The organism is Bacillus sp. NEAU-Y102 (assembly GCF_054788175.1).
Genome location: NZ_JBTWFK010000006.1, coordinates 1 through 14,614, shown reverse-complemented (window position 1 = coordinate 14,614; position 14,614 = coordinate 1). Strand labels below are relative to the sequence as shown.

Annotated in this window: 13 protein-coding genes and 1 pseudogene; 8 read left to right on the top strand and 6 right to left on the bottom strand. The window is 34.0% G+C overall.

The features are described 5' to 3' along the window. Nucleotides 1-482: 482 nt before the first annotated feature. The 6 genes from ACYFX0_RS16185 to alo all read left to right on the top strand — a co-directional run bounded on the left by ACYFX0_RS16185 (nt 483) and on the right by alo (nt 7,383). Nucleotides 483-1,160 carry a response regulator transcription factor gene (locus ACYFX0_RS16185; protein ID WP_001250260.1) on the top strand — a complete coding sequence of 226 codons (678 nt, stop codon included), beginning with the start codon at nt 483-485 and terminating at the stop codon, nt 1,158-1,160. 385 nt (nt 1,161-1,545) lie between these two features. Next, nucleotides 1,546-2,565, top strand: a complete 1,020-nt coding sequence (locus ACYFX0_RS16180; protein ID WP_016078161.1) for a siderophore ABC transporter substrate-binding protein — start codon at nt 1,546-1,548, stop codon at nt 2,563-2,565. A 19-nt stretch (nt 2,566-2,584) separates the two neighbouring features. Then, nucleotides 2,585-3,601, top strand: coding sequence for an ABC transporter permease (locus tag ACYFX0_RS16175; protein ID WP_000041823.1), 1,017 nt, complete (start codon nt 2,585-2,587; stop codon nt 3,599-3,601). Beyond that, nucleotides 3,598-4,662, top strand: a complete 1,065-nt coding sequence (locus tag ACYFX0_RS16170; RefSeq protein ID WP_000631243.1) for an iron chelate uptake ABC transporter family permease subunit — start codon at nt 3,598-3,600, stop codon at nt 4,660-4,662. Before ACYFX0_RS16175 ends, ACYFX0_RS16170 begins: the two co-directional genes overlap by 4 nt. Continuing rightward, nucleotides 4,659-5,411: an iron ABC transporter ATP-binding protein gene (locus tag ACYFX0_RS16165; protein WP_000590056.1), complete on the top strand. Its 753-nt coding sequence runs from the start codon at nt 4,659-4,661 to the stop codon at nt 5,409-5,411. The genes ACYFX0_RS16170 and ACYFX0_RS16165 overlap by 4 nt, the downstream gene beginning before the upstream one ends. A gap of 433 nt (nt 5,412-5,844) precedes the next feature. Further along, nucleotides 5,845-7,383, top strand: a complete 1,539-nt coding sequence (alo, locus tag ACYFX0_RS16160; RefSeq protein WP_086398395.1) for an anthrolysin O/cereolysin O family cholesterol-dependent cytolysin Alo — start codon at nt 5,845-5,847, stop codon at nt 7,381-7,383. A 34-nt stretch (nt 7,384-7,417) separates the two neighbouring features. On the opposite strand, the gene ACYFX0_RS16155 is transcribed toward alo, so the two are convergent. From ACYFX0_RS16155 to ACYFX0_RS16145, 3 genes are all read right to left on the bottom strand, one after another. Then, entirely contained in the window at nt 7,418-8,698 is a 1,281-nt protein-coding gene (locus ACYFX0_RS16155; protein WP_097981408.1) for a purine/pyrimidine permease, read from the bottom strand. 127 nt (nt 8,699-8,825) lie between these two features. Beyond that, a complete protein-coding gene (gene cynS, locus ACYFX0_RS16150) occupies nt 8,826-9,275 on the bottom strand; it encodes a cyanase (RefSeq protein ID WP_086410189.1) in 450 nt (149 codons plus the stop codon). A 55-nt stretch (nt 9,276-9,330) separates the two neighbouring features. Beyond that, nucleotides 9,331-9,912, bottom strand: coding sequence for a beta-class carbonic anhydrase (locus tag ACYFX0_RS16145; protein WP_000926482.1), 582 nt, complete (start codon nt 9,910-9,912; stop codon nt 9,331-9,333). 167 nt (nt 9,913-10,079) lie between these two features. Here ACYFX0_RS16145 and ACYFX0_RS16140 point away from each other — a divergent pair, with 167 nt between their 5' ends. Continuing rightward, nucleotides 10,080-10,511 carry an Lrp/AsnC family transcriptional regulator gene (locus ACYFX0_RS16140; RefSeq protein WP_247727642.1) on the top strand — a complete coding sequence of 144 codons (432 nt, stop codon included), beginning with the start codon at nt 10,080-10,082 and terminating at the stop codon, nt 10,509-10,511. Nucleotides 10,512-10,774: 263 nt separating this feature from the next. On the opposite strand, the gene ACYFX0_RS16135 is transcribed toward ACYFX0_RS16140, so the two are convergent. Beyond that, nucleotides 10,775-11,740, bottom strand: a complete 966-nt coding sequence (locus ACYFX0_RS16135) for a DUF4822 domain-containing protein (RefSeq protein WP_042596471.1) — start codon at nt 11,738-11,740, stop codon at nt 10,775-10,777. 362 nt (nt 11,741-12,102) lie between these two features. Here ACYFX0_RS16135 and ACYFX0_RS16130 point away from each other — a divergent pair, with 362 nt between their 5' ends. Continuing rightward, complete coding sequence (locus ACYFX0_RS16130; RefSeq protein WP_000460473.1) at nt 12,103-12,531, top strand: Lrp/AsnC family transcriptional regulator; 429 nt, start codon at nt 12,103-12,105, stop codon at nt 12,529-12,531. A gap of 36 nt (nt 12,532-12,567) precedes the next feature. Here ACYFX0_RS16130 and ACYFX0_RS16125 read toward each other — a convergent pair. Together ACYFX0_RS16125 and ACYFX0_RS16120 are read right to left on the bottom strand one after the other, a co-directional pair. Next, a pseudogene (locus tag ACYFX0_RS16125) lies at nt 12,568-13,125 on the bottom strand (cysteine hydrolase family protein). 258 nt (nt 13,126-13,383) lie between these two features. Then, a protein-coding gene (locus ACYFX0_RS16120; protein WP_097826534.1) for an IS3-like element ISBt2 family transposase occupies nt 13,384-14,540 on the bottom strand; the annotation gives its coding sequence in 2 pieces (ribosomal slippage) (nt 13,384-14,288 and nt 14,288-14,540; 1,158 coding nt in all). Nucleotides 14,541-14,614: the final 74 nt, after the last annotated feature.

Genomic DNA, 14,614 nt, shown 5'->3' with positions numbered 1-14,614 from the left:
CACCTTTCAAATTAATTTAGCGCGCTGTTTTTTATTATAAGGTCAATTAAACACTAAATATACCGTGTTCACAGTATTTACATCCTCCCATAATATTCAGAAAATATCGAAGCGGTTTGGCTTCTAGGTTTAAAGCAATAGAAAAAATACCGTATTTTGTTTTGTAGTTTTATAAAATGTATAAGTTGATGGGACGGTATCCTTGAAACAGAGAATAAAAAAATGGTTATTGATGATAAGTAGGGAGATACTATAGCTGCTAGTAAACGCCCAATTGGTGAGTGTTTATTAATATTTCACTTTATTATAATCTTCATATGTTTTGTGTTTTTATCCATACCTATTGTAAGATTATATAGAGTTCTTCTAATAAGCTGTTTTAATGGATTATTTAGGAATCTTAAATTTATAAATCTTAAATTGTTTTTTCGGGATAATTTTTTTATCTAAATAAGTTATATTGAAGTAGAGGTGAACCATCGGTGAGGCAGGTGTTAGTAATTAAAAATGAAAGGTCTTTAGCGAAGAAAATCGTAAGCGGTCTAACGCAAGAAGGCTATTTCATTTTAAAACTTCACAATGAAAACGAAGGTTTAAATATAATATATGAACAAGATTGGGATATTATCGTATTGGATTGGGATTCATTAAGTATATCGGGACCGGAAATTTGCAGACAAATACGACTTGTTAAAACGACACCGATAATTATTGTGACCGACAATATTTCTAGCGAGGATTGCGTGGCAGGGCTACAAGCAGGTGCAGATGATTATATAAGAAAACCATTTGTGAAAGAAGAATTAGTAGCAAGGGTTCAAGCTATTTTAAGGAGAAGTGATTGTAACCAGCAAAATGAGACGAATTTTTTTCAGTTTAAAGATCTCTTTGTTGATGCATCTAGCAATATTGTGAAAAAAGGTGGCGAAAACCTCTCGCTTACTAAGCGCGAGTACGACTTACTTGTATTTTTAATCAAGAATAAAAACACAATATTAAGCCGTGAAATGCTTTTGAATCAAGTTTGGGGATATAACGTAGTAGTAAATCCAAATGTAGTAGATTTATATATTGGGTATGTAAGAAAAAAGTTAAAGTGCGAGAAGAAAGACAGATATATTCAAACGATACATGGTAGAGGTTATTCAATGATTGAATGATAAAATAAGGTAATAGAAAAAAGAGTAAAACTGTTTCATTCAGTTTTACTCTTTTTTCTATTGAATCTAATAATCAAATAGTTTCTTAGAAGTATTAAAAGACGTAAAAAAATGGATTATAAAAATATTAGCTATTAATGAGCGTGTTTTGTAGAGGAAATCATGATTAATCAACACGCCTGACTTCACATATTACTTTTGGTGCCTGATTTTATGAATTCACACCATTCACAAGATTTTCACAGAATTAATGACTATACTAATTAACAGGATGTTCAAATGAAAATGATTATCAATAGCGATTCAATTGAATAAAAGTTAATTTCTAATTCAATCTATGGATGTCATCATTTTCGAAATAAATTACACTATAAGGAGTATACATATGAAAAAATCTATGCTTTTAAAATTAGTGAGTATTCTAGCAATTTTTACTTTAATGTTAGTAGCTTGCTCAAATCCAAGTAATGATACTAAAGAGTCAAAAGCTAATAAAGATAATGGTAGTGATAAGGCAAAAACGGTTGAAATCACTGATGCTCATGGAACTGTTAAAGTCCCTGTAAACCCAAAGAATGTAGTTGCTTTGGATAACAGAACTTTTGAAACTTTATCTGATTGGGGAATTAAATTAGCGGCTGCTCCAAAGGATATCATGCCTGCAGATTCAGCATATAAAAAGGATGATTCAGTTCAAAACATTGGAAATCACCGTGAACCAAATCTTGAAATTATTGCAGCTGCAAATCCTGAACTTGTAATCGTTGGTCAAAGATTTGCTGGTCATTACGAAGAAATCAAAAAATTAGTACCAAATGCAGCTGTTATTGATCTTAATGTTGATGTATCTGAGAAGGCTACTAAGCCTGGCGAAAACTTAGTAAAAGGACTTAAAGATTCTACAGTTACTTTAGGGAAAATCTTTGATAAAGATAAAGAAGCTAAAAAATTAGTAGCTGATTTTGATAAATCTATTGAAAACGCAAAATCTGCTTATAACGGAAAAGATAAAGTTATGAGTGTTATCGTTACTGGTGGGAATATCGGTTTTGCTGCGCCGCACTCTGGTCGTGTTTGGGGACCAATGTATGAAATTTTCGGTTGGACTCCAGCATTAGAAGTTTCAAATTCTACTGCAGGTCATAAAGGTGACGACGTTTCTGTTGAAGCTATTGCACAAACAAATCCTGATTGGATTTTCGTATTAGATCGTGATGCTGCAACATCTGATGCAGCCACTTCAGCTCCAGCTAAGGATGTTATTTCTAAATCACCTGCTCTTCAAAACACAACTGCTGTTTCTAAAAACCAGGTTATTTATGCACCAGAAGATACTTACACAAATGAATCAATTCAAACTTATATAGAGTTATTTGGAAATATTTCAAAAACTTTAGCTAAGTAGTGTAAAGGAGTACGAAGCAGTGTCAAAAAATATAATTTCTAGGGTTGAGAATATTTCTCAACCCCAGTTTTATAATCACAATAAATTATGGACAAAACCTTTTATAATAGCGATTATAGTTGTTCTAATTTTAGGGATTATATCACTGTTTACTGGAGTTTATGATATACGTGGACAAGAGGACGGAATGGAGATGTTTTTCATCACTCGTGTTCCAAGAACAGTTGCATTAATGCTTACTGGAGCTGCAATGGCGATGGCAGGGCTCGTAATGCAACTCATTACACAGAATCGCTTTGTTGAACCTACTACAACAGGGACTATTGAATGGTCAGGCTTAGGCCTGCTTTTTGTGTATTTACTATTTCCTGCCCCAACTTTAGTTCAAAGAATGACTGGTGCAATCATTTTTTCTTTTATAGGAACTATGATTTTTTTTCTATTTTTAAGAAGAGTTAAGCTTCGTTCGTCTTTAATTGTCCCGATTATTGGATTGATGCTTGGAGCAGTTATTTCTGCAGTGTCTACTTTTTTGGGACTCCTTTTTCAAAAGACGCAAAGTATTGAAACTTGGTTCGTAGGTTCATTTGCGAACGTTCAGGTAGGAAGATATGAATATTTATGGCTGATTGTTATCATTACTTTTCTTATTTTTATGTATGCTAATAGATTGACTTTAGCTGGACTAGGAGAAGATGTCGCAACAAGCCTTGGAGTTAATTACAATAGAATTGTTCTTTTTGGGACTGCTCTTATATCTGTTGCAGTTGGAATTGTTGCAGCTGTTATTGGACACTTACCTTTCTTAGGATTAATTGTGCCAAATATCGTTTCAATGTTTAGAGGTGATGATCTTAGGAGTAATTTACCTTGGGTCTGTGTGATCGGAATGGGGTCAATAACTGCCTGTGACATCATTTCTCGAACAATTATACAGCCTTTTGAATTACCTGTTTCTTTAATACTTGCAACAGTGGGAGCAGTCGTGTTTATTACTATTTTATTGAGACAAAGAAAACCAAGGAGGCTACGATGATCACATTAGAATATAGAAAAAAAGAAAATGTCGAAATCGATTCTAGCCTTCATAATGAAAGTAGATCAGCTAGCGCTTTTCGGTCTAAGAAGGAAGCAAGACGTTATTGGATTTTACTGATTACATTGATTGCTTTAGGTCTCCTTTCTTCATATGGACTTTTAGTTTATAACAATCCAGTTCCGATAGATTCACCTTCTTTTATCCCAGTCGTTAAGAGAAGGATAGTAGCTATTGTTGCAATGATTATCGCTGCAGTTTGCCATAGCTTGTCGACAGTTGCTTTCCAATCTATTACGAATAATAAAATTATTACTCCATCGCTTTTAGGTTTCGAATCACTTTATTCAGCAATTCAAACGAGTACAATATTCTTCTTTGGTGCTAGTGCATTAATAAATTTTAATGGAATTGGATCATTTTTATTCCAAGTTGTTGTTATGGTCTTCATGAGTTTGATACTTTATGGATGGTTACTTTCCGGTAAATACGGGAATTTACAACTTATGCTTTTAGTTGGAATTATTATTGGTACCGGGCTAAATTCAGTGTCAACTTTCATGAGAAAACTACTTGCGCCTTCAGAATTTGATATTTTACAAGCAAGATTATTTGGTTCTGTTAATCATGCAGATCCTGCATATTTTCCTATTGTAATTCCTATGATCATAATTGTAGCAGTATTAATTTTGGCTCATTCTAAGAATTTGAATGTTTTGTCACTAGGAAAAGATGTTGCTACTTCTTTTGGTGTTAAATATCAACCTAGTGTAATTTATACGCTTGTATTAGTAGCTATTTTGATGTCCATTTCAACAGCTCTAATTGGACCACTTACTTTCTACGGCTTTTTAGTAGCAACTTTGAGTTATCAGGCAGCGTCAACTTATGATCATAGATACATTTTTCCGATGGCTTTTGCTATAGGATTTTTAATAATGACGAGTGCATACTTTTTAATGTATCATGTATTCCATGCTCAAGGTGTAGTTTCAGTTATTATTGAATTATTTGGTGGAATCATATTCTTAACTATAGTTTTAAGGAAGAGGGCTTTATGATAAAAATTGATAATGTTAAAAAGTTCTATACTGATAAGGTGAAGATAGGACCTTTGGATATTGAAATACCAAAAGCAGGCTTTACTTCTTTAATTGGACCAAATGGCGCTGGAAAGTCTACGACACTTTTGATGATTGGAAGACTTTTAGATATGGATGAAGGTCAAATTCAGGTAGCAAATATGGATGTTTCTGAATCCAAATCAAAAGACTTAGCAAAAATTTTGACTATATTGCGACAAGAAAATCATTTTGTAACTAGGCTTACTGTTAGACAATTAGTTGGATTTGGGCGCTTTCCTTATTCAAAGGGAAGATTGACTAAAGAAGATGAGGTTATCATTTCTAAATATATCGATTTCTTAGATTTAACTAGTTTAGAGAATAGATATTTAGATGAGCTTTCTGGTGGTCAAAGACAAAGGGCATATGTAGCGATGGTATTGTGCCAAGAGACGGAATATGTACTTTTGGACGAACCTTTGAACAACCTTGATGTTGCTCGTTCTGTTCAAATGATGGAGCATTTGAGACGTGCAGCTAATGAATTTGGACGAACAATTTTGACTGTCATGCATGACATAAATTTTGCGGCTAAATACTCTGATAAAATTTGTGCTATGAAAGATGGACAAATTGCTGCTTTCGGAACAGTAGAAGAGGTTATGGACCCAACACTTTTGACAGATATTTTTGAAACAAAAATAGAGATTATTAATGGTCCTTATGGGCCAATCGCAGTTTATTAGTTATAAAATGTCTTGCGTAGATTATGCAAGACACTCTAGTTGAAGTTGCTGTCTATATTTTATAGGTAGCAGCTTTTTTTATGTGACTACTCATAAAATGCAAAAGAATGCTTCACCTGTTCAAGTATGTACCAAACGAAAAAATATCTCTGTATAACTTTTTAAAAGAATTCAGTTTGTTTTTGATATGTAATATTGCATATCAGAGTGTATTGATAAAAGTGTAAGGTGTCACTATAATGAGGGCATAAAGATAAACCACATTATCGTAGCAAGAAAAAGGAGGAAATAATATGGAAATCGCAATGGCAGTTTTAAAATTTGTAGGTGGCGTAATCCCGTTAATTCAAGAACTTTTAAAAGCATTTATGTAAGTTTATTAATTAGCTATCATTTATCAATCATTATCATATTATACTAAAAAAAGAACGGGGTGATTTTTCTGAATATTAAGAAAAACACTAAAAGAAGAAAGTTCCTTGCATGTTTATTAGTTAGTTTATGCACTATTAATTATTCATCTATTTCCTTCGCAGAAACACAAGCAAGCAATGTAACTGATGTAACCAAAAATGCTAGTGGCATTGATACTGGTATAGCAAATCTTAAATATAATAATCAAGAGGTTTTAGCCGTAAATGGTGATAAAGTAGAGAGTTTTGTTCCGAAAGAAAGTATCAATTCAAATGGTAAATTTGTAGTAGTGGAACGCGAGAAAAAATCACTTACAACGTCACCGGTCGATATTTCAATTATTGATTCTGTAGTGAATCGCACGTATCCAGGAGCTGTACAACTTGCAAATAAAGCTTTTGCAGACAATCAACCGAGTTTATTAGTGGCTAAGAGAAAGCCTTTGAATATTAGTATAGACTTACCTGGCATGAGAAAAGAAAATACAATCACTGTTCAAAATCCGACATATGGTAATGTAGCTGGAGCAGTAGACGATTTAGTATCTACTTGGAATGAAAAGTATTCTACAACACATACGTTACCTGCAAGAATGCAGTATACAGAATCTATGGTTTATAGTAAATCACAAATCGCAAGTGCTCTTAATGTTAACGCTAAATATCTTGATAACAGTCTAAACATTGATTTTAATGCGGTTGCAAATGGAGAGAAGAAAGTGATGGTAGCGGCATATAAGCAAATATTTTATACGGTAAGTGCTGAACTACCTAACAATCCATCCGATCTTTTTGATAATAGTGTTACTTTTGACGAGTTAACTCGTAAAGGTGTAAGTAATTCGGCTCCACCTGTTATGGTTTCAAATGTAGCTTATGGTAGAACCGTTTATGTAAAATTAGAAACAACATCTAAGAGTAAAGATGTACAAGCTGCTTTTAAAGCCTTACTTAAGAATAACAGCGTCGAAACGAGTGGACAGTATAAAGATATTTTTGAAGAAAGTACCTTTACTGCTGTAGTATTAGGCGGAGATGCGAAAGAGCATAACAAGGTTGTTACTAAAGATTTCAATGAAATCCGAAATATCATTAAAGATAATGCTGAATTAAGTCTTAAAAATCCAGCATATCCAATTTCATATACAAGCACTTTCTTAAAAGATAATGCAACTGCTGCTGTTCATAACAATACAGATTATATTGAGACGACAACTACAGAATATTCAAGTGCTAAAATGACACTTGATCATTACGGTGCTTACGTTGCTCAATTTGATGTATCTTGGGATGAATTCACATTTGATCAAAATGGGAAAGAAGTACTAACACATAAAACATGGGATGGTAGCGGAAAAGACAAAACGGCTCATTACTCTACAGTTATCCCTCTTCCACCAAATTCAAAAAATATAAAAATCGTAGCTAGAGAATGTACTGGTCTTGCATGGGAATGGTGGAGAACAATTATTAATGAACAAAATGTTCCATTAACAAATGAAATAAAAGTTTCAATTGGAGGAACAACATTATACCCAACAGCTAGTATTAGTCATTAGTTATAAAAAAAGCGCCCTATAAGTAGGGCGCTTTTTACTCTTTCCAAAATTGTTCTAATAGAATGACAAGCATGGTACCCACAAGTAAGCCATTACTTAAAACATATTGTAAGGAAGAAGGAACTCCGCTAAATGCACTTTCTGGAAGAAACAATATTCCCAAACTGATTAATAATGAAATTCCTAATATAGTTAATCGGCGTTGATTTAATTCTTCACGTAAAATGGATTGAAATGAAATGCCTATTACTTGGACAAATGTAGCTAAAAGTGCAGCATTAGCAATAGGTCCTGGTAGCAAGGATATAAAGTTTACAATTGAGGGAATAAAAGAAATTCCTGCTAATATAAGACTTGCTATAAGGAACGACTTCACTTTTCTTTGTCCTGTTAGTTGGATAAATCCTGCTGATGCAGGTAATGGTACAATTCCAATTGTAGAGAACAACGACGAGATAATATGTGATATACCTCCGACCCATACACCACGGTTCAGTGTTTGCTTTTCATTTTCTTTAGATAATGGAGCCACTTGTTTTACAGCCGAAATAGCAGCGATTGTATTTGCAACTAAAAGAAATGTAAATAAAGTTGCAGTTAGAGTCATTCCAATATCGAATCTAGGTGTGCCCCAAGCAAATATCTCTGGTAACTTAACTAGCGTTGTATGCGAAGGGATATGAGATGATTTTCCTAATACTGCATACAAAAGCCAACCACATGAAATTCCAAGTAACACAGCGTAACTTTTCATCCATCCTTTCCCTTTAATTGATAAGAAAGTAATAAGGGCAAAAACAAAGAGAGCAATAGTAGCTGTTGTATAGTCAGGATGGGTTGCAGATCCTTGTAATCCTATCATTCCTTTTAGTAACACACCACTAAGCTGAAGAGATAATATTAAAAGAAAGGTTCCTGTAACCAAGGGTGTAAATAAGCGTAAGATTCGATGAACAAGCCCTGTTATACCAAGAAAGAAGAGTAATATACCTGCAATAATTAATCCGCCTTCTAAAAGTTGCAATACGTCTTTTGCACTTTGTCCCTGATGCATAGCGACTTGTCCCAATATGACAAATATACTTACCCATGAACCGGCTGGCCCGTCCGCAATGGGGTAACGATGCCCAAACCACGCTTGTAGAAACGAACTTACTCCCACGACTAAAAAAGTCCGCTGCATTAATGTTGAGACATCCTCTATTGGTAAATGGAATATGCCACCAATAATGATAGGTAACGCAATTGCATTTGCTAATAGAAACACAAACCATTGTAGAATACTAAAACTCGTATCAAAGTGTTTTTTATTCATATTATTCTCCTTTGCCGAAAAAGAATCTCATAGTAAAAATCCATCCTTTCTACACAGTTAGATTAAAAAGGATGGATTTATTAAATCTATAAAATTATTTTAATTATATAGATAGATTTTTAATTAATTACCATGTACGGAATGGTAAGAATTTCCCATTAAGTGTAATCACGATACGAGGATCGCCACCTTTTGGATCTTCTTGTGTATCCACACCTAGGTTGAAGTTAATCGCACTCATTACACCTTCGCCCGCTTTTTCTAAGATTAACTCTCTAATAGTTGGTGCATATTGTAACATCATTTCATATAAACGATATGCAATCGGGTCCGTAGGAGGCATTTCCATCACTTGGCCGCGAAGTGGAACTACTGTCAATGCTTGAACTACTTCTTCATCTAATTTTAATAGTTTACCAATTTTTTCTGCTTCTGGACGTGTCATTGTAGCTTGTCCTAATAACGCTGTTACAACCCAAGTCTCAGAGTGTTCACTTACTTTTGCAATTTCTTCCCAAGTTAACCCTTTTTTAATTTTTGCCGCTAAAATTTTTTGCGTAGCTTCTTGTCTATTCATATCTAATACTTGTTTTTTCATATCTCATAACTTCCCTTCATATACGTGATAATTATTATTTTGTTTTACTATTTAACGCTTTATATCCATCAACCACTACATCTAATTTACCTGTGTGAGGGTCAATAACTAAACCATGTACAGGAACATCTTTTGGGATAAGTGGATGATTTCTTACTAAATCAACATTAGCTTGCGTTGAGTCGCAAACATCATCGAATCCGAATAACCATTTTTCAAGGTCAATACCAGCATATTCAATTGCTGATAAAATTTCTGATGAAGCTACTCCGCGATCTAATATTTTTTGAAGTGTTCCTTTTGGATTCGTTTGGCTCGCGCCACATCTATGATGTCCAATAAGGAAGATTTCATCTGCATTTAAATCGTATACTGATGCTACAACACTTTGCATAACACTATCGAAAGCAGAAGCAATTTTACCACCTGCATTTCTGATAACCTTTGCATCACCATCGTGTATATCTAAAGCTTTTGGAAGTAGCTCAATTAAACGAGCATCCATGCAAGAAACAACAACCATACGTTTTTTAGGCATTTTTGTCGCTTCACGAGGAGCGTATTCCTTATTTTCTACAAAATGTTCATTGAACGATAGAATTTCTTGTAATAACATATTTGTAACCTCCTTTAAATCTAGATGTATTTTTTTGTTGTGTCCTCTGTGTTATAAGTAAATATAGCTGATAAATAATGTGATGTAAGAGGATAAACTAAGTATAGTGAATTGTATCGATAAGCAGAATAAGTTGGCGAAACACTTTCGGGCTTTCTACTTTCACGGTGAAAGGATTGGTTTATATCATTGATCAAACAGATTTTGAGATACTGAAATTATTAGGAGAAAACTCAAGAATACAATGGAAAAAACTTGGCCAAAAAATACATATGACGGGGCAAGCTGTAGGAAATCGAATTCGAAGATTAGAGGATTTAGGGATTATTGAACAGTATACAATTGCAATAAACCGAATCAAATTAGGACAAGTAGTGACTGCATTTGTTACTTTGTTCGTAACAACGGCTAATCACCAAGAGTTTATGAATTTCTTTCAAGGAGAAGAAGGGATTTCTGAAGTACACCGTATAAGTGGTGAGGGGTGTTATTTATTAAAAACACATTTTGCTTCCAACGAAGACTTAGATAACTTTCTAGGACGACTATTAAAATACGGGAACTACCGTGTTAACTTATCAATAGGAAAGTTGAAATAAGGTTTCTTTTCTTTGGAGGAGATAGTAACATTATTTGCTAAACTTTATTTGTATAGAGATAATGAAGTCGTTTAATGTTTATCTTAAATAGTCAGAGCCTTACTACAATTTATGTGTAGTAAGGCTTTTTAAAGTTGTTATATTCAACAATTAAGCTGAAGTGTTGAGGGGGGATATGAGACGATTTCTTTCAAGAGAATCATAAATGATTTTGTCTTAAGAAAGATCTTGCAACTCAGTACAGGATCTTTAATTAAACGTTTTTAAAAGCTAAATTGTGGTTTCATATCCCCTTTATAAGGTTCATGTTCAACGAATATAGTTATATCCTTACCAGCTTGGTCTTTACCAGTTCTTTTATACGTAAATTTATTCTTATTTAGTTCAGTAAGTTCAAGAGCAGCACCATATTTATTATTTCCAATTGAAACATGGGCTCTTATTTTATTTTCATGTACAACATCGAAGTAGCCATAATCACCGCGGCTTTGACCTGTTTCGCTATTGAAGAACTCATATTTATTAGATTTGTCATCAAATTTTGCTAGACTTATAAAATTCGAATTAAATTGTGTTACATCGTTACCAGCTTCGTCTAATACCTTTGTTCCGTGCCAAAGGGTACCGCCTAAAATTTTATCTCCATCAACATTTTTAACAATATCTCCTGTAGTCGTGTTCAGCTGCTTGTCCGGATCAGTGAAAGAAAGTTCTTTTTCTTTATATGGAACATGTTCAACGAAAACTTCTACATCTTTACCGTTAGCGTCTTTCCCCATTCGTTTATAAGTAAATACATTTTTATTTAGTTTTGTCATGTCAACGACAGCTTGATACTTCATTGATTCTGAAATTAATATTCTCTTCTTCCCATCATTTGTGACAAAGAAAGTTCCTTTATCGCCACGACTTGCACCTGTTTTAGCATCAAAAAATTCATATCTGCCTGACTTCGCATCATATTTTGCAAGACCAATGAAGTTTGCATTCTCTTTTGTTAAGTCATTCTTATCTTTGTCATACACTCGTGTACCTTGCCAATTTGTCTTGCTAAGAATATTAGCCATTTTTTGCCCTTTAGTTAATTTATTTTCCTTTTTTGTTTCTTTAGCAACTTGTTCTTGTTTTTGTTTACTATGATTTTCTTCAGCTTTAGTACCAGCACACCCTGTTAATGCTAATGTGAATCCGAGCAGTACGGATGATAGTGCTTTTGTTTTTTTGTTCATGTTTTATCGTCTCCTTATTTTATGATTTTAAGTAGTACGGTTTGCGATTATAGTAGCAGTGCGTCATATATGAACTTAGTTGCTACGTTTCTTATGTTAATACCCGACTATAAACTGCCTCTAAATAAAACATTAAAAAAAGATAAACTAATTCCTAAAAAATGTTCATATTTATAAAAAATCGCTAGCTTGTTGTAGTGCCTACGAGTAATCCAACAAATACATTGTAATGAAGAAGGAAAGTCGCTAACAATAATGTAATTCCTAATGGAGCCAATCGATTGTATTGCAAAATTTTCGAGCTAAACTGTAGGGGAAATGAAGATTTTATAGAATTCGTTTCGTATAGGAAGGGGATGTCCATGTTTGATTCAACAGATTTTAAGATTATACAATTACTACAAGAAAACGCTAGAATGAACTGGAAGGAAATTGGGGAGATAGTACATTTGACTGGTCAGGCTGTCGGGAAACGAATTCATAAATTAGAAGAGGCAGGTGTCATTCAAAAATATACGATAAATATCAACAGGGCTAAGCTAGAAGGATCTATTATGACCTTTGTTACACTATTTTTGCATGCACCGCACTATCATAATCAAATTCAAAAATTTTTTGAAAAAACGGACGTAATTACTGAAATGTATCGTATAAGCGGCGATGGGTGCTATGTCATGACTCTTCACACATCTTCGCATCAGCAATTAGAAGAGACTCTTGCAGATGTTTTACATTATGGTGATTATCGTATAAATACGGTCATTAAGACAATGGAAAAAAAGAAAGAATAAGATATTTATCCTTTCTTTTTTTTGAACTGTAATTTTTTATTTGCTCTTGTTTATAAAACAGTTTGCTGACATGACTGTTGCATAAATATCACCAAACTCTAATGCACTCATGAACGATTGATGAGCGTGTACTGCGGGGATTAGATTTTCTTGAAATTCTAAATCTTTTGTTGTACAAGCATCTTCAATTACAATACATTGAAATCCGAAGTCACTGGCAGCGCGTACTGTTGCATCAATACATACATGAGTCATCATACCGCAAATGACTAGTTGATCTATTTTTTCTGTCTTTAATGTTTCTAATAAATTTGTTCTTAAAAAACTGTTAGGGTGATGTTTTTGAATGACTCTTTCGTTAGCAATCGGTTGTACATCATCATAAATTTGAACACCTACTGTATCGGGTAAGAAGAAAGTAGCCCCTTCGTTGTTCGCAATATGTTATACGTGAATAACTGTTTTATGCTTTTCGCGAAATACTCTCAAAACTTCTTTCGCTTTTTGTGCGGCTTTTTCAGGTTGATGTAATTCCATATTGCCACCTTCAAAGTAATCATTTTGTATGTCGACTAATAGTAACGCTTCGTTCATAGTTAATCCCCCCACATATATTTGTACAGTACGTTGTTTGTACTGTACCGTTATTATATAAAGTGTAGGTATGCGGAAGTAATAGCGTTATGAAACGATTTTAACGTATATAGTTTCATTGTGAAAAAGGTGAAAGTTGGTATAGGCACAAATGGATTTTGTGGAATTCACGGCAAAGTTATAGGTAGAGTGGCGTTGTAGGATAAAAACCATAACTTTGTGAAGTGAACCCCGAAAACGGGACACCAATCAAAACACCTAAACCACTTGTTCCCTAAATTCTTTAGGGGATAGGTGGTTTAATTTTTCTTGAATTCGCACACAATTGTAGTAATGAATGTATTCTAGCACAATCTTTCGCACAGTTGTGTTGGATACTTTTGTTATCTTTTGTGAATAGAAAGCTTCACTTTTTAAATGACCAAAGAAGCTTTCCATGACGGCATTATCATGGCAATTTCCTCTCCGGGACATGCTGGTGATCATGCCGTTTTCTTTGGCATACGCTTGAAATTCTTTTGCTGTATAAATACTTCCTTGATCCGAGTGAAGAAGGACATCTTTTACTTTTCGCCCTCTCATTGCTTGTTTCAATGTTTTCATCGCTAATGTCAGTGTTTGTGATTCGCTGATGACACAACTAATAATTTCACGATTAAAGGCATCCATGATCGTTGATAAATACAAGGTACGCTCTCCAAATAAGAGATACGTCACATCCGTAAACCACTTTTCATTTGGTTTGGATGCATCGAATTGGCGCTCCAATCGATGAGGGGCTACCATTGGTTCCGCACCATTGATATATTTCTTTTTCTTTCGACGCACTTTTGAAAGAATATGATTTTGTCTCATGATTCGTAATACTTTTTTATGATTGACACACAGTCCCATTTTTCGAAGAGTAGCGGTCACTCTTCGATATCCATACCGGAATTTATGCCTAAGACAGACGTCCTTTACTTTTTCTTCTATATCATCTTTCAGATCTTCCGTTCGTTGTAACCAACGATAAAATGTAGAACGGGGTAATTCTAATACGTTACACAAGTCTTTTACCGTTATTTTTGTTTGTACATTTCTCCATAAAGTAACTACAGTTTCTGGTTTCAGCCCCTTTCGATTTCCAGATACTTTCCCCATACAAGTAATTTTGTTTTTAGATGTTTATTTTCTAAACGTAGCTGTTCTAATTCACTGAGCTCTTTTGGTCCTTTTCCATAAGAATATTGTTTTCCTACAGGTTGTTGAAAACGGTACGTTTGATCGGTACGATACCACTTCATCCACGTCTTAATTTGGGAAACATTTTTAATTCCAAGCTTCTCCATAATTGTCCAATTGGAATATCCATCCTTTTTCATTTCAATCACTTTCCACTTTACTTCTTCTGGGTAATGAACTCTTGTCTTCAAACGAAAAACACCTCCAATGAATTTGCATACTTAGTATGCGAATTCAGGAGGTGTTTTTTTCATGTACCACTATT